This is a genomic window from Mesorhizobium sp. RCAM 06353 (assembly GCF_059683585.1).
On sequence record NZ_CM185031.1, the window covers coordinates 1331169 to 1351374 of the forward strand.

General features: G+C 64.0%; 16 protein-coding genes and 1 pseudogene. 12 read left to right on the plus strand and 5 right to left on the minus strand.

Annotated features, from left to right (window positions below; all coding sequences use genetic code 11):
• Positions 1-132 precede the first annotated feature (132 nt).
• A complete protein-coding gene (gene yddG / locus AC56QX_RS06135) occupies positions 133-1032 on the plus strand; it encodes an aromatic amino acid exporter YddG (RefSeq protein WP_497114401.1) in 900 nt (299 codons plus the stop codon).
• Positions 1033-1034: 2 nt separating this feature from the next.
• On the opposite strand, the gene AC56QX_RS06140 is transcribed toward yddG, so the two are convergent.
• Positions 1035-3053, minus strand: a complete 2019-nt coding sequence (locus AC56QX_RS06140; RefSeq protein WP_497114404.1) for a thioredoxin domain-containing protein — start codon at positions 3051-3053, stop codon at positions 1035-1037.
• 60 nt (positions 3054-3113) lie between these two features.
• Between AC56QX_RS06140 and mnmE the strand changes: the two genes are divergently transcribed.
• The 5 genes from mnmE to AC56QX_RS06165 all read left to right on the plus strand — a co-directional run bounded on the left by mnmE (position 3114) and on the right by AC56QX_RS06165 (position 9087).
• On the plus strand, positions 3114-4445 hold the full coding sequence (gene mnmE, locus AC56QX_RS06145) for a tRNA uridine-5-carboxymethylaminomethyl(34) synthesis GTPase MnmE (RefSeq protein WP_497114407.1): 1332 nt from the start codon (positions 3114-3116) through the stop codon (positions 4443-4445).
• A gap of 336 nt (positions 4446-4781) precedes the next feature.
• Positions 4782-6653: a tRNA uridine-5-carboxymethylaminomethyl(34) synthesis enzyme MnmG gene (gene mnmG, locus AC56QX_RS06150; RefSeq protein ID WP_497114409.1), complete on the plus strand. Its 1872-nt coding sequence runs from the start codon at positions 4782-4784 to the stop codon at positions 6651-6653.
• Positions 6650-7282, plus strand: coding sequence for a 16S rRNA (guanine(527)-N(7))-methyltransferase RsmG (rsmG, locus tag AC56QX_RS06155; protein WP_497114412.1), 633 nt, complete (start codon positions 6650-6652; stop codon positions 7280-7282). Before mnmG ends, rsmG begins: the two co-directional genes overlap by 4 nt.
• Positions 7283-7337: 55 nt before the next feature.
• The gene (locus tag AC56QX_RS06160; protein WP_080680871.1) at positions 7338-8138 is read left to right on the plus strand and encodes a ParA family protein; all 801 of its coding nucleotides are present in this window, start codon (positions 7338-7340) and stop codon (positions 8136-8138) included.
• Positions 8139-8199: 61 nt separating this feature from the next.
• Complete coding sequence (locus tag AC56QX_RS06165) at positions 8200-9087, plus strand: ParB/RepB/Spo0J family partition protein (RefSeq protein WP_497114414.1); 888 nt, start codon at positions 8200-8202, stop codon at positions 9085-9087.
• A 308-nt stretch (positions 9088-9395) separates the two neighbouring features.
• Here the strand turns inward: AC56QX_RS06165 and holA are convergent, their stop codons facing one another.
• Positions 9396-10442, minus strand: coding sequence for a DNA polymerase III subunit delta (holA, locus tag AC56QX_RS06170; RefSeq protein ID WP_497114416.1), 1047 nt, complete (start codon positions 10440-10442; stop codon positions 9396-9398).
• 322 nt (positions 10443-10764) lie between these two features.
• Between holA and AC56QX_RS06175 the strand changes: the two are divergent.
• From AC56QX_RS06175 to lpdA, 4 genes and pseudogenes are all read left to right on the plus strand, one after another.
• Positions 10765-11998, plus strand: a pseudogene (locus AC56QX_RS06175) (3-methyl-2-oxobutanoate dehydrogenase (2-methylpropanoyl-transferring) subunit alpha).
• Positions 11999-12001: 3 nt separating this feature from the next.
• Positions 12002-13015, plus strand: a complete 1014-nt coding sequence (locus tag AC56QX_RS06180) for an alpha-ketoacid dehydrogenase subunit beta (protein WP_027046082.1) — start codon at positions 12002-12004, stop codon at positions 13013-13015.
• Position 13016: 1 nt separating this feature from the next.
• Positions 13017-14354: a dihydrolipoamide acetyltransferase family protein gene (locus AC56QX_RS06185; RefSeq protein WP_497114418.1), complete on the plus strand. Its 1338-nt coding sequence runs from the start codon at positions 13017-13019 to the stop codon at positions 14352-14354.
• Between the two features lie 196 nt (positions 14355-14550).
• Complete coding sequence (gene lpdA, locus AC56QX_RS06190) at positions 14551-15948, plus strand: dihydrolipoyl dehydrogenase (protein WP_497114419.1); 1398 nt, start codon at positions 14551-14553, stop codon at positions 15946-15948.
• Between the two features lie 157 nt (positions 15949-16105).
• On the opposite strand, the gene AC56QX_RS06195 is transcribed toward lpdA, so the two are convergent.
• On the minus strand, positions 16106-17209 hold the full coding sequence (locus AC56QX_RS06195; RefSeq protein WP_497114421.1) for a saccharopine dehydrogenase family protein: 1104 nt from the start codon (positions 17207-17209) through the stop codon (positions 16106-16108).
• A 122-nt stretch (positions 17210-17331) separates the two neighbouring features.
• Between AC56QX_RS06195 and AC56QX_RS06200 the strand changes: the two genes are divergently transcribed.
• Both AC56QX_RS06200 and AC56QX_RS06205 read left to right on the plus strand, forming a co-directional pair.
• Positions 17332-17760 (plus strand): Lrp/AsnC family transcriptional regulator, encoded by a 429-nt coding sequence (locus tag AC56QX_RS06200; RefSeq protein WP_183464419.1) that lies wholly within the window; start codon positions 17332-17334, stop codon positions 17758-17760.
• 131 nt (positions 17761-17891) lie between these two features.
• Entirely contained in the window at positions 17892-18035 is a 144-nt protein-coding gene (locus AC56QX_RS06205; protein ID WP_488478501.1) for a hypothetical protein, read from the plus strand.
• 70 nt (positions 18036-18105) lie between these two features.
• On the opposite strand, the gene AC56QX_RS06210 is transcribed toward AC56QX_RS06205, so the two are convergent.
• On the minus strand, positions 18106-19476 hold the full coding sequence (locus AC56QX_RS06210; protein ID WP_497114425.1) for a sensor histidine kinase: 1371 nt from the start codon (positions 19474-19476) through the stop codon (positions 18106-18108).
• Positions 19473-20156 (minus strand): winged helix-turn-helix domain-containing protein, encoded by a 684-nt coding sequence (locus tag AC56QX_RS06215; RefSeq protein ID WP_497114428.1) that lies wholly within the window; start codon positions 20154-20156, stop codon positions 19473-19475. The genes AC56QX_RS06210 and AC56QX_RS06215 overlap by 4 nt, the downstream gene beginning before the upstream one ends.
• Positions 20157-20206 lie beyond the last annotated feature (50 nt).

Here is a 20206-nt window from a genome sequence, read left to right on the forward strand (position 1 = left end):
CCCCATTCCGAGAAACCGGGATGGGGCTTTTCATTGTCTGGGTCGCATTCCCGATAGCGCGCGGCCATGGCCGGCGGCGGAAATATCCGGCTTCGTGCGATTGATCCTGCACTGAAGCTTGGAAAAGGCCGCATGGAGAAAACCATCCCGACACTGATCGGCTTTTCGGCCATCCTGACCTGGTCCTTTCTGGCGTTGCTTTCGACGGCCGCCGGCCCGATACCGCCCTTTCAGCTGGCCGCCATGACATTCCTGCTGGGATCCCTGGTCGGCGCGGGCAGCTGGATTTTCCGTCCGGGCGCGATCCGTTCGCTGCGGCAGCCATGGAAAGTCTGGGCGACCGGAGTTGCGGGGCTATGCATCTATCATTGCGCCTATTTCTTCGCGATCCAGTCGGCGCCGCCGGTCGAGGTCAGCCTGATCGCCTATCTCTGGCCGCTGCTGATCGTGGTCTTTGCCGCCTTCCTGCCGGGGGAAAGGCTGAAGCTTCACCATGTTGTCGGCGTCGTTCTCGGTCTCGCCGGCGCGATCGTCGTCATCACCAAGGGCGGCACTATCGGCCTCGCCAATGGCGTGATGAAGGGCCATGTCATCGCGCTGTTCTGCGCCTTCATCTGGGCCGGATATTCCGTTCTGTCGCGCCGCTTCGGCCAGGTGCCGACCGATGTCGTGGCCGGTTACTGCTTTATCACCGCGGCGGTCGCCTTCGCGCTGCACCTGACGCTGGAAACCACGGTCTGGCCGCAGACGATGACGCAATGGGCCGCGATCGTCGTCCTGGGCGCAATTCCTCTCGGCGCCGGTTTCTACGCCTGGGACTATGGCTGCAAGCACGGGGACATCATGATCCTCGGCGCGCTGTCTTACGCCGCGCCGCTGTTTTCCGTGATGGTGCTGCTGCTGGCCGGATTTGGCGTCTTCCACTGGTCGGTGGCACTTGCCTGCGTTCTGATCACGATCGGAGCGGTGACCGCCGCCAAGGATCTTTTGTTCAAGCCACGGCAAGCGGAGGCTCTTGCAGACGCACCGTGATGCTACGGACGACGCAGGAGCCGGTCGAGCTCGTCCGGATCGGTCACGACGGGGAGGCAGACCTGACCTGTACAAAGCCAGGCGCCCATCTTCGCTGTCGGCGGTAGAATCCCCCCTGGCAGCAAGGGTCGATTCGTTTCCGAACCGATTGCGACAACAATGTCCACGCGGCGCGGGTCAGGGTTTCGATTCGCAACCGGAACAAGCCTGGGATTCACCAAATCGTCAATCAGGACCAGCTTCAGCGGCTCGATGGCAAGCGCGCAGGCGTTGATGATGCCGGCCTGGCCATAGGCCTGGTGCGCCGCGCGGCCGGCCGCATGCTCGGCGACCTTCCAGGCCTTTTCCTGCAGGCCGAGGTCGCCGGTAACGGAAGCGAGCCGCACCAGCGCTGCGATGATCTGGCTGGTGGCCGACGAAATGGCCTCGTCGACATCGCCTCGGATGCGGATCGGCACATCGGTGCTGTCCGAAGCCGTCAGATAATAGCCTGTGCCCGCGACGTCGGCGTGCCATTGGTCGAGCTGCTCGATGAATTGCTTTGCCTGGTCGATATAATTCCAATCGCCCGATGCCTCGAACAGCGAGATCGCCGCATTGGCCATCGCGGCGTAGTCGATCGACAAAGCGGGAAACAGTTTCCTGGCGCCGAGCATGGAATGCGGCAAGCGTCTGTCGCGGCTGGCTCCGGAAATGTGGGCAAAGGCCTTGGCCGAGGCCTCGATCCAGTCGGGCCGCCGGAGCGATCGCCCCGCCTCGGCCAGTGCTGCGATCATCAGGCCGTTCCAGTCGGTCAGGGTCTTGGCGTCGAGGCCTGGCCTGACCCGATCTTCCCGGGCAGCGAGAAGCCGGGCTTTGAGCGGGATCAGCCGTTCGCGATCGGCCACGCTTTGGGCTTGCTGGGCGCGGGTCTGGTGGACAACCGGCTTGCCTTCCCAGCCATGCGGGCTGGAGAGTGTGAAGTATCTGAAAAACAAGGCAGAATCGTCACCAAGGACGGCCTCGATCTCATCCTTGCTCCAAGTGTAGAAAAGCCCTTCCTCGCCATCGCTGTCGGCATCAAGGCTGGCGGCGAAGGCGCCACCGTCGACGCGCATTTCTCGCAGCAGCCAGTCGACAGTCTCTTCGATTCGTACCCGGAACAAACCGTTGCCGCTTGCAGCGAATGCCCAGTTGCAGAAGCGGATCAGCTCGGCATTGTCGTAGAGCATCTTTTCGAAATGCGGCACCAGCCATTCCGCATCGGTCGAATAGCGGCTGAGCCCGCCACCAATATGGTCATAGATACCGCCGCTCAGCATCTGTTCGAGGCTGATGAGCACGTCGTCGCGGTGGGAGGTGTTGCCGTCGCGCAGCCAGGACAGCCAGAGCGTGAGCATGAAAGGCGCGCTGGGGAATTTCGGTGCGCCGCGCAGGCCGCCAAGGTCGCGGTCGATCATGCCGTCGATGCGGCCGGCAAGGTCGGTGAGCGTGCCGCGATCAAGGCTTTCCTTGGCATGCGTGCCTGACAGCCGCGCTTCGACATGCGAGGTCAGGCCGTCGGCGCTCTGATGCAGGCTGTCGCGCTTCTCGCGCCAGGCCTTGTCGACCGCTTCCACCACCTGGATGAATCCAGGCCGCCCATAACGCGCCTCGCGCGGAAAATAGGTGCCGCCCCAGAAAGGCTTGCCGTCCGGTGTCAGGAACATGGTCAGCGGCCAGCCGCCTTGCTCGCCCATGGAGGAGAGCGCGGCCATATAGATCTGGTCGATGTCCGGGCGCTCCTCGCGGTCGACCTTGATATTGACGAACAGACGGTTCATGACGGCCGCGACGCCGTCATTCTCGAAGCTTTCATGCGCCATGACATGGCACCAGTGGCAGGCGGCATAGCCGACGGAGAGCAGGATCGGTCGATCGAGCGTCTTTGCTTCGTCCAGAGACGCCGGCGACCAGGGCCGCCAATGGACGGGATTGCCGCTGTGCTGCTGCAGATAGGGGCTGGCTTCGTCGGCAAGCAGGTTTTGCGCGGGCAATGTCACAATCGGGAAACTCGGTTCACAGTGTTGGCGGAAGCTAGGGCGGTTCGGTTGAGCGGGCAAATGAATTCAGGCGGTTCCATCGTTGCGTTGTCGAGTGGCCGGCTTCCCGCCGGCGTCGCCGTCATCCGCATTTCCGGCCCACAGACTCGATTCGTAATCGAAACAATTGCGGGCGGCTTGGTTAAGGACCGGGTTGCAACCCTGTGCCAGCTGCGGGCGCCGGACGGCGGCGTGCTCGACAACGGCCTGGTTCTCTTCTTCCCGGGCCCCGCGAGCTTTACCGGCGAGGACGTCGCCGAGTTCCATGTCCATGGCGGGCGCGCCGTGGTGGCCCGGATGCTGGAGACGATCGGTGGTTTTGATGGCGTCAGGCATGCTGAACCGGGTGAATTCACTCGCCGCGCCTTTCTCAACGGCAAAGTCAACCTCGTGGAGACGGAGGCGCTGGCTGACCTGGTCAATGCCGAAACTGAGGCGCAGCGGCGTTTCGCCATCCAGAACGCCGAGGGCGTCCAGAGCGAGCTCTATCTCGGCTGGCGTCGCCGGCTGATCCATGCGCGCGCCATGATCGAGGCCGAGATCGACTTTGCCGATGAAGACGATGTGCCCGGATCCGTTTCGGATACGGTCTGGTCTGATGTGAGGGCGATGATCGGCGAGATCGATCGTCACATCGCCGGATTTCACGCGGCCGAAATCATCCGCGATGGATTCGAGGTGGTTATTCTCGGTGCGCCCAATGCCGGTAAGTCGAGTCTGTTCAACGCCCTGGCGCGGCGCGATGCAGCTATTGTAACGGATGAGCCGGGCACGACTCGTGACCTGCTCGAGGTGACGCTGGATCTCGATGGGCTGCGGGTCAGGCTGACGGACACGGCCGGATTGCGTGACGCGCCAGGCAGGGTCGAGGCGATTGGCATCGGGAAGGCGCGGGCCAAGGCGGACCGCGCCGATCTCTTGCTGCTGCTGGAAGACATTCTGGCTCCCACGGATGTCGGTCCGTTGCCGGATACGGCGACTTTGTTGCGCGTTGGCACCAAGGTTGATTTGCTGGATGAGCAGGCCGCCCGGGATGCGTCCATCCTGTATGACCTCGTCATTTCTGTTCTTAAGGGGACTGGTGTGGAAGCGCTTTTGGCTGAGATCGGCCAGCGCGCGGCAGATGCGGCCGGCGATGTTGGCGATGTCCTGCCGTCACGCCTCCGCCATGTTGAATTGCTCCACGATGCCAATCGCCACCTGATTGGAGCGGTAGAAGGCCACGCTACGGGCCAGGAACTACGCGCAGAGGAGTTACGGCTGGCGGCGGATCGTCTGGGTAGGATCGTCGGTGCGATCGATGTCGAGGACATGTTGGATGTGATCTTCGGGCAGTTCTGCATCGGCAAATGATTCACGTGAAACAGTCACTTGTGGAATGTGCCTCGGGATGTTTGGTGGCGGTGCGTACCGTATTGACTAGCTAGTGCTTCCTACCTTCGTCATCCATGGGCGGAGCAACGAGCGTAGCGACGCAGCGCAGACCCGAGGATGTCGACGTTGGGGACGCCTCGGCAGTCCCTGGCTGTGACTCACGTGAAACAGGTGCAACAGGCGATGATTCACGTGAAACATCGCCGGACAGGCCTCTCACCCTGTTTCACGTGAAACTTGCAGCGAAGTTTTCTTGACAGCTTCGCCCCGCGGGGACATGTGTCCCTCAATCTCTACTGAGTCCAGGATTTGGAAATGACCGATCACTATGATGTGGTTGTGGTGGGCGGCGGCCATGCTGGGTGCGAGGCGGCCAGTGCGGCCGCGCGCGCCGGTGCCAAAACCGCGCTGGTGACGCTGCGCTTCGACACGATTGGCGTGATGTCGTGCAATCCGGCGATCGGCGGCCTCGGCAAGGGCCATCTGGTTCGCGAGATCGACGCCATGGACGGCCTGATGGGCCGGGTGGCGGATGCGGCCGGCATTCAGTTCCGCCTGCTCAACCGCCGCAAGGGTCCGGCGGTGCGCGGCCCGCGCACGCAGGCCGACAGAAAACTCTATCGCCTTGCCATGCAGGAAGCGATTCGGCAGCAGAACGATCTCGAAGTGGTCGAGGGCGAAGTCCTGGATTTCGAAATCGTCGAGGCGCGAATTGCCGCCGTTGTGCTGGCCGATGGCCGTCGGCTCGCCTGCGGCGCCGTGGTTTTGACCACCGGAACCTTCCTGCGTGGGCTCATTCATATCGGCGAAAAGAAGATCGTCGCCGGCCGCATGAACGAGCAGGCGAGCCTTGGGCTGTCGGCAACGATGGACCGTGCGGGTTTCAAGCTCGGACGGCTGAAGACCGGCACGCCGCCGCGGCTGGATGGAAAAACCATAGATTGGGCGTTGCTGGAAAGCCAGGCGGCGGATGCGGATCCAGTGCCGTTCTCGCTGATGACCGATCGCATCGAAACACCGCAGATCGAGTGCGGCGTCACGCGCACGACCGCAGCCACGCATGAGTTGATTCGTCTCAATCTCGGCCGCTCTGCGATGTATTCCGGCTCGATCGAAGGGGTAGGACCGCGCTATTGCCCGTCGATCGAGGACAAGATCGTCAAGTTCGGAGACCGGGACGGCCACCAGATCTTTCTCGAACCGGAAGGGCTCGACGACGATACCGTCTATCCCAATGGCATTTCCACCTCGCTGCCTGAGGATGTGCAGTTGGACATCCTGAAGACCATCCCGGGGCTGGAGCGCGCGACTATGCTGCAGCCTGGCTATGCCATTGAATATGACCACGTCGATCCACGCGAGCTGAATCAGACGCTTGAGACCAAGCGCATCGGCGGCCTCTTTCTCGCCGGGCAGATCAACGGCACGACCGGCTATGAGGAAGCTGCAGGACAAGGCCTGCTCGCCGGGCTCAACGCCGCGCGCCGCGCGGCAGGCGGCGAACAGATCGTGCTCAGCCGCACGGAGGCCTATATCGGCGTGATGGTTGATGACCTCACCAGTCGCGGCATCAGCGAACCCTACCGCATGTTCACCTCGCGGGCCGAATTCCGGCTGTCGCTGCGCGCCGACAACGCTGATGAACGGCTGACGCCTCTCGCCGCGAAGCTGGGGATCGCCTCGACGCAACGGATGCAGCGCTACGGCGACATGGTGCAGCGGCTCGACGAGGCGCGCCAGCTGGCGAAGTCGCTGGCGATGACGCCCAATGAAGCGGCGCGACATGGGCTGGAGATCAACAGGGATGGCGTGCGCCGGTCCGGCTATGAGCTGCTGGCCTACCCTGATGTCGATGTCGCCTGGCTGGCCAGGGTCGAGCCGAAATTTGCTGCGATCGATGCCAAGACCGCCGAGCGGCTCGAAACGGAAGCGAAATATTCGGTCTATCTCGATCGCCAGAAGACGGATGTGGCGCAGATCCGCCATGAAGAGGGCCGGTTGATCCCCGAGACGGTCGATTTCGGCGGCGTGCCCGGACTGTCCAATGAATTGAAGCAGAAGATGCAGGCGCGGCGGCCGCGCTCCGTTGCTGATGCCCAGCGCATGGAGGGCATGACGCCGGCGGCGCTGGCCATCATTGTCGCGCATGTCCGGCACCATGAGAGTGCGCAGAGAGACGTTGCGTGAGTTCTTTCTCCCTAGAGAGCCTGCAGGATGCGGCCGGCCCGGTTTCACGTGAAACATTCAATCGCCTGGTGGCGTTCGAAGAGATGTTCCAGAAATGGAATCGCAGCATCAACCTGGTGGCGCAGTCGACAGCGGGCGATGTCTGGCAGCGCCATATATTGGACAGCGCGCAGTTGGCACGCATAGAACCCAGTGCCACGCGTTGGGTCGACATCGGCTCGGGTGGCGGATTTCCGGGCCTTGTCATGGCTTTCCTGCTCGCCGAGCGTTCGGGGGCCAGCATCGATCTGGTGGAAAGCAACCGCAAAAAAGCGTCGTTCCTGCAGACTGTCATCGGCCAGTTCAGCCTGCCGGCGCGGGTCGTGGCGCGCCGGATCGAGGACAGCCATGCGCTTGTTTCGACGCCACAAATCGTCACGGCGCGAGCCCTGGCCTCGCTTTCGGTCCTGCTCGAACTGTCGGCGCCCTGGCTGACGTCTGGCGCACGCGGGCTGTTCCACAAAGGCCGGGATTATCGCGCCGAAGTGCAAGAAAGCATTAACCGATGGGCCTTCGATCTGGTAGAACATCCCAGTGTGACCGACCCTCATGGCGTCATCCTCGAACTGTCCGACATCAGGCCTGTCTGAGCTTCGACGTGTCGGGTTATTTGGCGACCCAAAAATGAACTTCTGGCATAGATCCATGATGAAAAACGGCCCCCGAATCATCACCGTAGCCAACCAGAAGGGCGGTGTCGGCAAGACGACCACCGCCATCAATCTGGCCACCGCGCTCGCCGCGATCGGCGAAAAGGTGCTGATCGTCGATCTCGACCCGCAAGGCAACGCCAGCACCGGTCTCGGTATCGACCGCAAGGACCGCACCGTCTCGTCCTATGACGTGCTGACCGGCGAGTTGGATCTGGAAGCCGCGGCCATTCCGACGGCTGTGCCCGGCCTGTCGATCGTGCCGTCGACGCTCGATCTGCTCGGCATCGAAATGGAGATCGCCTCGGCGCCTGACCGGGTGCTCAAGCTGCGCAATGCGCTGCGCGCCGCGACCGAGCGCGGGGCGCCGTTCAATTATGTGCTGATCGATTGTCCGCCTTCGCTCAACCTTTTGACTTTGAATTCAATGGCCGCGGCGGATTCAGTTCTTGTGCCGCTGCAATGCGAGTTCTTCGCGCTCGAAGGCCTCAGCCAGTTGCTGGAAACTGTCGAGCAGGTGCGCCGCTCGATCAATCCGGACCTTATTATCCAGGGCATCGTGCTGACCATGTATGACGGCCGCAACAACCTAGCCAACCAGGTGGTGCAGGATGTGCGGGCGCATATGGGCGACAAGGTCTACGAGACCATCATTCCGCGCAATGTGCGGGTGTCCGAGGCGCCGTCCTACGGCAAGCCGGCGATCCTTTACGATTTGAAGTGCTCGGGCAGCCAGGCCTACCTGCAGCTGGCCTCGGAAGTGATCCGCCGCGAGCGTAAATTGCGCGCCGCTTGATTAGGCCGGATGCATAATTAGCAGCCGATTCGATACCGAAACGATCTCAATTGGAATTGTTATGAGCGAAGACCTTTCGAGAAAAAGACTAGGCCGTGGGCTGGCCGCACTGATCGGCGAGATCGATCGCCCGGCCGCACCGGAAAAGCCCGGCATGAGCGCCGACGGCAAGGTGCCGATCGAGTTCCTCAGCCCGAACCCGAAAAATCCACGCCGGCATTTCGGCGATGCCGAACTGACCGATCTTGCTCAGTCGATCCGCGAACATGGCGTGGTCCAGCCAGTGGTGGCACGGTCGTCGCCGACGCAGGCGGGGCGCTACGAGATCATTGCCGGCGAGCGACGCTGGCGGGCGGCGCAGCGCGCCGGGCTGACCGAAATCCCGGTCATCATCCGCGAGGTCAACGATCGCACCGCGCTCGAACTGGCGATCATCGAAAACGTCCAGCGCACCGACCTCAACGCAGTCGAGGAAGCGCTGGGCTACCAGCAGCTGATCGACGAGCACGGCTACACCCAGGCCGATCTCGGCAACGTCATCGGCAAGAGCCGCAGCCATGTCGCCAACACGCTCCGGCTGCTGAAACTGCCGGATGTGATCCGCGACATGCTGGTCGACGGCGCGCTGTCCGCCGGCCATGCCCGCACGCTGGTGACGGCCGAGGATCCGGCCGGCCTTGCCAAGCGCATCGTCGAAGAGGGGCTTTCGGTGCGTCAGGCCGAAGCGCTGGCGCAGATGCCGGCCGGTCCCACGCCGGCCAAGCCGAAGCAGGCACAAGCCGCGCCGGAAAAGGATACCGACACGCTGGCGCTGGAAAAGCTGATGACCGATACGCTCGGCATGATCGTGGCCATCGACCACAAGGGCAAGGGCGGCGAGTTGCGGGTTTCGTATCGCTCGCTGGAGCAGCTGGACGAGCTGTGCCGGCGGTTGAAGCAGGAGCGGTAGCGCGTTGAGCGGCTTGGGTTAAGGTCAGGTTTGTAGCTGATATATCGGTGATATATAACCTCTGAGCCGAGTCCTGACAGAAAATGGGGAACGCAGGGGCTAAGCGCTACGCTGGCCCTCTTCAGCGCTGGTGATTGGCGAAATCGCCGAAGCTGCTGATCTCCCTCCTTGAGGGGGAGATGGCCGGCAGGCCAGAGGGGTCGCCTCCATCAAGCGCCGGCGTCCTGCCGAGACGAAGAAAAGGTCGGCGTCTACGTGTGGCGACCCCCTCTGTCGCCTTTGGCGACATCTCCCCCTCGAGGGGGAGATTACCCGCGCTGCCCCAGCCTCGCGCTCTCCACCGCAATCCCCAGCAGCGCTTGGCGTGCCAGCGCCACAGCCAGATCGGGCCGCCGCCGCGTTTGAAGCACGGCCGTCTGCAGCCGGGTCAGCGCGCGGCCGAGCGCATCGCTGCTCCAGCGATCCAGCGCCTTCTCCACCAGCTTGCGCCGTGAGAAGAAAACCGGTGGGCGCGCGCCGGCAACGACCGACGCGGCGTTGCGGCCGCCTGAGTCCATCTGGCCGCGCATGATCTGGATCTGCTGCAACTGACGCATGGCGGAAGACAATACCAGGAAGGGTGGGCCACCGGACTGGCAGTGGCGGGTGAAGGCAGTGTCGAAGTCGCCGACCTTGCCCTCGAGCAGCGCGTCGACGGCGTCATCGAAGGAGGCGCCGGAGACGTCACCCGACATCGCCCGGACCTCTTCCAGGCCGATGTCCTTCTGCCCGTGGGCGTAGAGGACGAGCTTTTCGATCTCGCCGCGCGAAGCCAGCCGGTCGCCGCCGAGATTGCGGCGCAGCGCCTGTCTCGCTTCCATGGTCATCGACATGCCGGCCTTGCGCAGTTCGTCGTCGATGACCGTGTCGATGTCGCGGGCCTCATCGGCGTAACAGGGCAGCGCCATGGCACCGTCCGCAGCCTCGACGACGGCGCGCAGCCCGACGCCTTTCTTGAGATCGCCGGCCTCGATCAGGATGATGGCATCCCGCGCCGGCTCCGCCGTCAGCGCCTTGACGTCGTCGGCCAGCGCCTTCTGGCCGGTGGCATTGCGCACCCAGAGCAGGCGCCGGTCGGAAAACATCGGCACGGTGCGGGCTTCATCGAGCAGCCGGCCTTCGTCGCGGTCGACCTCCGAGCCCTCGAGCCGAACCACGGAGAACGGATCGTCGAGCGGCAGGCCGGTCTTTTCGGCAAAGGCCTTTGCGCGCTCGGAAACGAGGCCGCGGTCTGGTCCGTAAAGCAGGACGATCGAGACGCGCGGGTCAGGCTTCGCGAGCCACGAATCGACCTCGAACGCTTTCTTCTGTGCCATGGAGGGTGGTTAGCATGGCCAAGGGACGAGGTGAACAGAGTTCGATCTCCCCCACGAGGGGGGAGATTGGCAGCTTCAACCGCAGCGCCCGACAGTGAATCGCCTTATCTGGCAGAAACTCCTGCTCAACCTTGCGCCTAATTGCGCACCGCACCGAAACATCGACAAGAAATTTCGCGGACATATCTACATCCTGTGGGCGGGAGGCTGGATCGGCCGGCGCGGTCGGCCCGATGCGTTCGCCTTGCCCGACGAATTCGCACTGGTCTGGCGGCGCAGATATGCAAATATCCCGGCCAGGCAACATTGGAGGACAAAGGTCATGGCCGATGCTGGGATGTTGCGTTTCCACGTTCCGGAGCCGGAAGTGCGGCCGGGCGGCACGCCCGACTTTTCCAATGTGACCATCGCCGAGGCCGGCTCGGTGCCGCGTCCCGACATATCAGTCGATCCGCGCACCATCCGCGACATGGCGTTCTCGATCATCCGCGTGCTGAACCGCAATGGCGAGGCGGTCGGGCCCTGGGCCGGGCTGCTGTCCAGCGAGGAGCTGCTGGAAGGCCTGCGCCACATGATGACGCTCAGGACCTTCGATGCCCGCATGCAGATGGCGCAGCGCCAGGGCAAGACCTCGTTCTACATGCAGCATCTCGGTGAAGAGGCGGTGAGTTGCGCCTTCCGCAAGGCACTCGCGCCGGGCGACATGAATTTCCCGACCTATCGCCAGGCCGGACTGCTCATCGCCGACGGCTATCCGATGGTCACGATGATGAACCAGATCTATTCCAACGAGGCCGATCCGCTGAAGGGCCGGCAGCTGCCGATCATGTATTCCTCGAAGGAGCACGGCTTCTTCTCGATCTCCGGCAATCTGGCGACGCAGTATATCCAGGCGGTCGGCTGGGCGATGGCCTCGGCGATCTCGAACGATTCGAAGATTGCGGCTGCCTGGATCGGCGACGGCTCGACGGCGGAATCCGATTTCCATTCGGCGCTGGTGTTCGCTTCCACCTACAAGGCGCCGGTCGTGCTCAATGTTGTCAACAACCAGTGGGCGATCTCGACTTTTCAGGGCATAGCGCGCGGCGGCTCCGGTACGTTCGCGGCGCGGGGCCTCGGCTTCGGCATTCCGTCGCTGCGCGTCGACGGCAATGATTATCTCGCGGTGCATGCGGTGGCCAAATGGGCGGCGGAGCGGGCGCGCAGCAATCTTGGGCCGACACTGGTCGAATATGTCACCTATCGCGCCGGCGCCCATTCGAGCTCGGATGATCCCTCCGCCTACCGACCGAAAACCGAGTCCGACGCACTGGCCGCTCGGCGACCCGGTGGTGCGGCTGAAGAACCATCTGATCGGCCTCGGCGTCTGGTCGGACGAGCGGCATGCGCAGGCCGAGGCCGAAATCCTCGACACGGTGATCGCGGCGCAGAAGGAAGCGGAGAGCCACGGCACGCTGCATGCCGGCGGCAAGCCGTCGACGCGCGACATGTTCGAGGGCCTCTATGCCGAGATGCCGCCGCATCTCAGACGCCAGCGCCAGCAGGCGGGAGTCTGAGCCATGCCGAGACGGACCATGATCGAGGCCATTCGTGATGCCATGGATGTGTCGATGGGACGTGACGACAAAGTCGTCGTGTTCGGTGAGGATGTCGGCTTCTTCGGCGGCGTCTTTCGCGTCACCCATGGCTTGCAGGCCAAATACGGCAAGAGCCGCTGCTTCGATGCGCCGATCAACGAATCCGGCATTGTCGGGTCGGCCATCGGTATGGCGGCCTATGGTTTGAAGCCCTGCGTGGAAATTCAGTTTGCCGACTACATGTATCCGGCCTACGACCAGCTGACCCAGGAAGCGGCGCGGCTGCGCTACCGCTCGAATGGCGATTTCACCTGCCCGATCGTGGTGCGCATGCCGACCGGCGGCGGCATTTTTGGCGGCCAGACGCACAGCCAGAGCCCGGAGGCTTTGTTCACCCATGTGTCGGGGCTGAAGACGGTGGTGCCGTCCAACCCGCATGACGCCAAGGGGCTTTTGATCGCGGCGATCGAGGATCCCGATCCGGTGATTTTTCTCGAGCCGAAACGCCTCTACAACGGCCCCTTCGATGGTCATCACGACCGACCGGTGACGCCGTGGTCGAAGCATGAACTCGGCGAAGTCGCCGATGGCCATTACACCGTGCCGCTCGGCAAGGCGGCGATCCGCCGGGCGGGCTCGGCGGTCACGGTGCTGGCCTACGGCACCATGGTCTATGTCGCCCAGGCCGCGGCCGAAGAGACCGGCATCGACGCCGAGATCATCGATCTCAGGACACTGCTGCCGCTCGATCTCGACACGATCGTCGCCTCGGTCAAGAAGACCGGGCGCTGCGTCATCGTGCATGAGGCGACGCTGACCTCGGGCTTCGGCGCCGAGCTGTCGGCGCTGGTGCAGGAAAATTGTTTCTACCATCTGGAAGCGCCGGTGGCGCGGGTCGCCGGCTGGGACACGCCCTATCCGCATGCGCAGGAATGGGATTACTTTCCCGGTCCCGCCCGCGTCGGCCGCGCCCTCATCGAAACCATGGAGGCCTGACATGGGCGAGCACATCATCAAGCTGCCCGATGTCGGCGAAGGCGTCGCCGAGGCCGAACTGGTCGAATGGCACGTCAAGATCGGCGATATCGTGCGCGAGGACACCGTGCTTGCCGCCGTGATGACCGACAAGGCGACGGTCGAGATTCCTTCGCCCGTCGATGGCGAGATCCTGTGGCTGGGCGCCGAGATCGGCGACACGGTGGCGATCGGCTCGCCGATCGTGCGGCTGAAAGTGGCGGGCGAGGGCAATGTGAAGCCGCAGGGCGGCAGCAAGGCCGAGGTGGCGACCGAGCCTCCGGCCGAGCTGCCGACCGAGCCTCCGGCCGAGCTGCCGACACCAAAACCCGAAACCGCCGCGCCGGCCGCGAAGACCCCGGCAAAGGTCAGCGTGCCGGACGTGAAACCCGCCCCGGCCGTTTCGAAAAGCGCCGGGCAGACATCCGTCTCCGGCGCGCCGCGCCCCGAAGGCGAAAAGCCGCTGGCGTCGCCGGCCGTGCGCCTGCGGGCGAAAGAGGCCGGCATCGATCTCAGGCAAGTTGCGGGAAGCGGCCCGGCCGGCCGCATCGGCCATGAGGATATCGAGGCGTTCCTGGCGCTCGGGCCGCAGGTCGCCAAGGTATCGGGTCTCGCCCGCAACGATACGGTACAGGACATCAAGGTGGTCGGGCTCCGGCGCAAGATCGCCGAGAAGATGACGCTGTCCAAGTCGCGCATCCCGCACATCACCTATGTCGAGGAGATCGACGTCACAGCACTTGAGGAATTGCGCGCCGCGCTCAACAAGGAGAAGCGCGCAGACAGGCCGAAGTTGACACTGCTGCCGTTCCTGATGCGGGCTATGGTCAAGGCAATCGGCGAGCAGCCCCAGCTCAATTCGTTGTTCGACGACGAGGCCGGCATCATCCACCAGCATGGCGGCATCCATATCGGCATCGCCGCGCAGACGCCGTCGGGGCTGGTGGTGCCTGTCGTCAAGCATGCCGAGGCGCGCGACATCTGGGATTGCGGGGCCGAGGTCAACAGGCTGGCTGAAGCCGCCAAGTCCGGCACGGCGACACGTGACGAGCTGTCCGGCTCGACCATCACCATCACCTCGCTCGGCGCCATGGGCGGCATCGCGACGACGCCGGTCATCAACCATCCGGAAGTGGCGATCATCGGCGTCAACAAGATGATGGTGCGGCCGGTGTGGGACGGCACCCAGTTCATCCCTCGCAAGATGATGAACCTGTCGTCGAGCTTCGACCACCGGGTGATCGATGGCTGGGATGCGGCGGTGTTCGTGCAGCGGATCAAGGCGCTGCTGGAAACGCCGGCGCTGATCTTTGTGGATTGAGGGTGATGAGAACGGTCGCAAAGTCCCCCTCACCCGGATTGCCAACCGAATTGCCAAGGCAATTCGGGGCAATCCGACCTCTCCCTGAGGGGAGAGGAGGTTGTCGACGCCGGCGCCAGTCTCTTCTCCCCAGCGGGGAGAAGGTGGCCGCGAAGCGGCCGGATGAGGGGGCCTTCACCAAAAAGAGCGTGCCAACATGAAAGAAATCTCCTGCAAGCTGCTCGTCATCGGCGCCGGTCCGGGCGGCTACATCTGCGCCATCCGTGCCGGCCAGCTCGGCGTCGATACGGTCATCGTCGAGGCCGGCAAGCCTGGCGGCACCTGTCTCAATGTCGGCTGCATTCCCTCCAAGGCGCTGATCCATGCGGCGGAGGAGTTCGAGAAGGTCGTGCACATGGCCGGCGGCAAGAGCCCGCTCGGCATTTCGGTTTCAGCACCCGTGCTCGATCTCGGCAAAACCGTCGCCTGGAAGGACGGCATTGTCAGCCGGCTCAACAGCGGCGTCGCCGGCCTGTTGAAGAAGGCCGGCGTGAAGACGGTTCATGGCTGGGCGACGTTCCATGACGGCAAGACCGTCGAGGTCGAGACCGAGACGGGAAGCCAGGTGATCCGTGCCGAAGCGATCGTCATCGCCACCGGCTCAGCGCCGGTTGAACTGTCTTTTCTTCCCTTTGGCGGGCCTGTCATCTCGTCCACCGAAGCGCTGGCGTTGAACGAAGTGCCGCAAAAACTGGCTGTTGTCGGTGGCGGTTATATCGGGCTGGAACTCGGCATGGCCTTCGCCAAGATGGGAGCGAAGGTGACCGTGGTCGAAGCCTTGCCCCGCGTGCTGGCGCAGTATGATGCGGAATTGACCCGGCCGGTGGTCAAGCGGCTCGCCGCGCTCGGTATCGAGGTGATGCTGGGCGCCAAGGCCAAGGGGCTGTCGACAAACGGCAACGCGCTGCTGGTCGAGACAGCGGACGGCAAGAGCGCCAAGGTCGCGGCCGACAAGATCCTGGTGACGGTCGGGCGCAAGCCGGTGACCGAAGGCTGGGGCCTCGACCAGATCGACCTCGACAGAGCCGGAAAGTTTATCAAGATCGATGACCAGTGCCGCACCTCGATGCGCGGCATCTTTGCCATCGGCGACGTCACCGGCGAGCCGATGCTGGCGCACCGGGCGATGGCGCAAGGCGAAATGGTCGCCGAGATCGTCGCCAGCCACAAGCGCAGCTGGGACAAGCGCTCCATTCCCGCCGTCTGCTTCACCGATCCGGAGCTGGTGACGGCCGGGCTGTCGCCGGAAGAGGCCAAGGCGCTTGGCGGCGAGATAAAGATCGGCCTGTTCCCGTTTGCCGCCAATGGGCGGGCGATGACCAAGTTGGGCGAGGATGGGTTCGTACGCGTCGTGGCGCGTGCGGACAACCATCTGGTGCTTGGCATCCAGGCGGTCGGGCAGGGCGTGTCGGAACTGTCGGCTTCGTTCGGCCTGGCGCTGGAAATGGGCGCGCGGCTGGAGGACATCGCCGGAACGATCCATGCGCATCCAACGCAAGGCGAGGGGTTCCAGGAAGCGGCGCTGAAGGCGCTCGGGCACGCGCTGCATATTTAGAGCGCTTACCCTCCCCCTTGTGGGGAGGGTCGATCCGCGAAGCGGAGCGGGGTGGGGGTCTTCACCGACCGTCGGCGCTCACCCCCCACCCCGTCCCGCAATCTCCGCTTCGCTCCGATTGCGAGCCGACCCTCCCCACAAGGGGAGGGTGAAAAGCTCAGCTCGCGAGCCGGCTCACCATCTCATGCTGCGCATAGGCGCGGCCGAAGCGATTGGCGAGGAAGGCGTCGAGGGCGATGTCTTCCTGCTTGACGAAGCCGGTGGCCGGCAGGCTGCCGTCGGCCAGCATGTCGAGCACGGCGCAGATGCCGGATGCGGTGGTGATCTGGATGGCGCTGCGGACCTGGTTGCCAACGCGCTGCGAATAGATCTTGTTGGCGTAGGTTTCCTGCAGCAGGCGGCCGTTGCGGCGGCCCGAGACGGTGACGAAGACGATGACGACGTCTTGCAGCGTCGCCGGCAGGGCGCTTTCGAAAATGTCCTTCAGCACGTCGCGGCGGTGGCGCAAGCCAAGGTCGTTGAGCAGCGCCTTCATGATCGCGGCGTGGCCGGGATAGCGGATGGTGCGGTAGTTCAGCGTGCGCACCTTGCCCTTGAGCGTCTCGGCCAAAGTGCCCAGCCCACCCGAGGTGTTGAACGCCTCATAGGTGACGCCGTCGAGCGAGAACTCCTCGCGCTCTTCCAGCGGCGGCACTTCGATCAGCTCGCCCTCGACGATCGCCTCGCACGGCTCGCAATATTCGTTGATGACGCCGTCGGTGCTCCAGGTCAGATTGTAGTTCAACGCATTGGACGGGTATTGCGGCAGCGCGCCAACGCGCATGCGCACGCTTTCCAGCGAGTCGAAGCGGCTGGCGAGATCGTTAGCGACGATCGAGATGAAGCCCGGCGCCAGTCCGCATTGCGGAATGAAGGCGCTCTTGCCCGAACGGGCCAGTTCCTTGACGCGCCGGGTCGAGACGACGTCCTCGGTCAGATCGAGATAGTGCACGCCGGCGCTGGCTGCAGCCTCGGCGATGCGCGTGGTCAGGTGGAAGGGGGCGGCGCTGAGCACGGCAAATTTGCCGGCGAGCGCTGCCTCGAGGGTGCCGGCTGCGGCGATGTCGAGTTCGAGCGTCTCGACGCCGGCGGGCACTTCGGCCGCGGCAAGCTGCGCCGCCGAGCGGTCGACGAGGGTGACGCGGTAGTCGCCCGTTGCGGCAAGCATCCCGGCGATGGTCGAGCCGATCTTGCCGGCGCCGACGATAACGATGTTGTTCATGGTCAAATACCCCTGCCAATTTCGATTTAGCGGAATCATCGCAGCTTGCCTGTCGAAAGGAAGCGTGAAATCCTGCAGAGTGAACCCTATTTCTAGTCGATTTGCCGAAGGGATTCGTCGAAATGCTCAGTGAAGCCGAACAAGCGCTGCTTTCCCTGCTGCGGTCCAACGCCCGCGCCTCGACGGCCGAGCTGGCGCGGCAGCTCGGCGTCTCGCGCACGACGGTGCAGAGCCGGATCGAGCGGCTGGAGCAGCGCGGCATCATATCAGGTTACGGCGTCAAGCTCTCCGCGGACTATGAGCAGGGGCTGGTCAAGGCGCATGTGCTGCTCACCGTCACGCCCAAGCTTGCCGACAAGGTGGTGCGGGCGTTGCAGGCGCTGCCGCCGGTCAGGACACTGCACTCCGTCAGCGGCAATTTCGACATGATCGTCATCGTCGACGCGCCGTCGATCCGCGACCTCGACGCGTTGCTCGACCAGATCGGCGCCATGGACGGGGTCGAGCGGACCTCGTCATCGATCATCCTGTCGACGCGCATCGACCGCTGAATGCCAGGGCCCCTACCGATTTGTATAGCCCCGGCAAGGCGGCAGTATTCTCCATCAGGCATAGTCGCCCATGACATGCTGCGGCAGCCTGGATCCCCGGCGTCAAAAGCCCGTCGCGTAGGGAGTTCGTCATGCAGGGTCGTCGCCATTCCTCAGCCTACTGGATCCGTGTCGCCATGCCCGCGGCGCTGCTGGCCATGGTCTGCTTGCTGCTGATCCTGTCCCGGTATCCTACGGTCGTCGACGAGCGCTCCTACCTGTTCTGGATCTGGTGATCTTGCCGCAGTGGGCGCCAGGCGAGCGCTCCGGCCGCCTTACGGACGGGTAAGGTGACGCATTTGCCGGCTAATCAGCCGCCAGGGGAAAGCCCACCACCACGGCGAGGCCAGGCTGACAGTCCTCCAACGTGATCGATGCCCCGTGCAGATCGGCGATGGCCCTGACCAGACTCAGCCCGAGGCCGCTGCCGGGTGACGAGCGGCTGTGGTCGAGCCGGTAGAGCCGCTGGAAGACGTTTTCACGTTCGTCGGCGGGAATGCCCGGCCCATTGTCGGCGACGCCGGCAAGCATGCGATCGCCCCGGCGCGCCACCGACAGTTTGATCGTCGTGCCGGGTGGGCAATGGCGCAGCGCATTCTCGACCAGATTGGCGAACATCTGCGTCAGCAGTTCCGGGTCGCCGTGAATGCGGTCGGCGGTCTGATGCAGCTCCACCGACGACAGCGACTTGCTGTCATCCTCGGCCACGTCGGCGTAGATCTCGGCGATGGTTTGCAGGATCAGGCCCAGATCGACATCGGTGAAGCGCGCCTTGCGCGCGCCGGCCTCGATTTGCGCGATGCGTAGCAGCGCGTCGAAAGTCTCGTTGATCTGATGGCCTTCAGCGCGCGCATCGGCCAGGTCGCCGGAAACGTCGCGATCCTGCGCGGCCTTGTCGGCCGCCCCCTCCAGGATCATCTGCAGCCGGTTGAGCGGCGTCTTCAAATCATGCGCGATGTTGGCGCTGACCTGCTTCATGCCGTCGACCAGGCCGGACAGGCGGTCGAGCGCCGCATTGACCTGGCTGGAGACGATGTCGATGTCGTCGCCCTTGCCGGTCAGCGGAATGCGGGCATCGAGCCGGCCATGCGAGACATCGACCATGGTGGCGGCAATGCCGTCGAGACGGCGCTGGACGCGCGAGGCCAGCAGCGCGCCGCCGGTGACCGCCAGCCCGGTGATGATCAAGGTGGCCCAGCCGAAGCTCATCAGCATGATCGTCTCCAGTTCCTCCGTCTCGGAGAGGCTGATGGCGATCGTCAGCGTGTTGCCGCCGACCGCGCCGGAATAGGCGCGGTATTCGGTACCCTTGGGCAGGCCGGGCATTTCGGCGCCGAAATTTGAAAAGCCGTCGGGAAGGCCCGCCGCGGTGAAATTGCCGGCCAGACGGTTGCCGGCGGTGTCAGTCAACGAAAACAGCTGTTCCTTCTTCGGGCTGCGCATGGAGTGGTTATCAACGGTCTCCACCAGCTCCTTGGGATCACTGTCGGCATAGGTCGCGGCGATAACCGCGTACGTTTCCTTGATGGTGTCGTCGAGCTGCTCGGCCAGATCGGCGCTCATCATCTGATAGACGATGGCGCCCGACAGCACGAAGGCCAGCATGAACAGGAAGGCGAAGGTCAGCGCGAGCCGGAACGGCGTGCTGCGCAGCAGGCGAGCCGAGGTTCCGGTCATGGCGCGAGCGGCGCGTGCAGGCTGTAGCCGGTGTTGCGGACGGTGTGGATGAGCTGGGTTTCGAACGGCTTGTCGATCTTGGCCCTCAGCCGGCTGATATGCGTCTCGACGACGCTGGTCTTGGGATCGAAATGGAAGTCCCAGACGCGCTCCAGAAGCATGGTGCGGGTGATCACGCGGCCCTCGCCGCGCATCAGCACCTCCAGCAGGCTGAATTCACGCGGCTGCAGGTCGATCGGCTGGCCCTGCCTGACAACGCGCCGCATGATGAGGTCCATTTCGAGGTCGCCGACCCGCAACACGGTCTTCTGCTCCTGCGCCGCCGGCCGGCGGCCGAGCGCATGGATGCGGGCAAGCAGCTCGGAAAAGGCGAAGGGCTTGACCAGATAGTCGTCGCCGCCGGCCTCAAGGCCCTCGACACGGTCGTCGATGCCGCCGACGGAGGTGAGGAAGATCGCCGGCGTGCGCACGCCCGCCGCGCGCACCGCCTTGACCATCGACAGGCCGTCGAGACCCGGGATCATGCGGTCGGCGACGATCACGTCATAGGCGCCGCTGGTCGCGGCGAAAAGCGCGTCATGGCCGTTGCGCAGGAGATCGCAGACATGACCGGCCTCGGTCAGTCCCTTGACGATATAGTCCGCCGTCCTGTGGTCGTCCTCGACGAGAAGAAGTCGCATCGCTGTTCCGGTTGATTGCCGATATTGGGGACAGGCTATCACCGGCACGG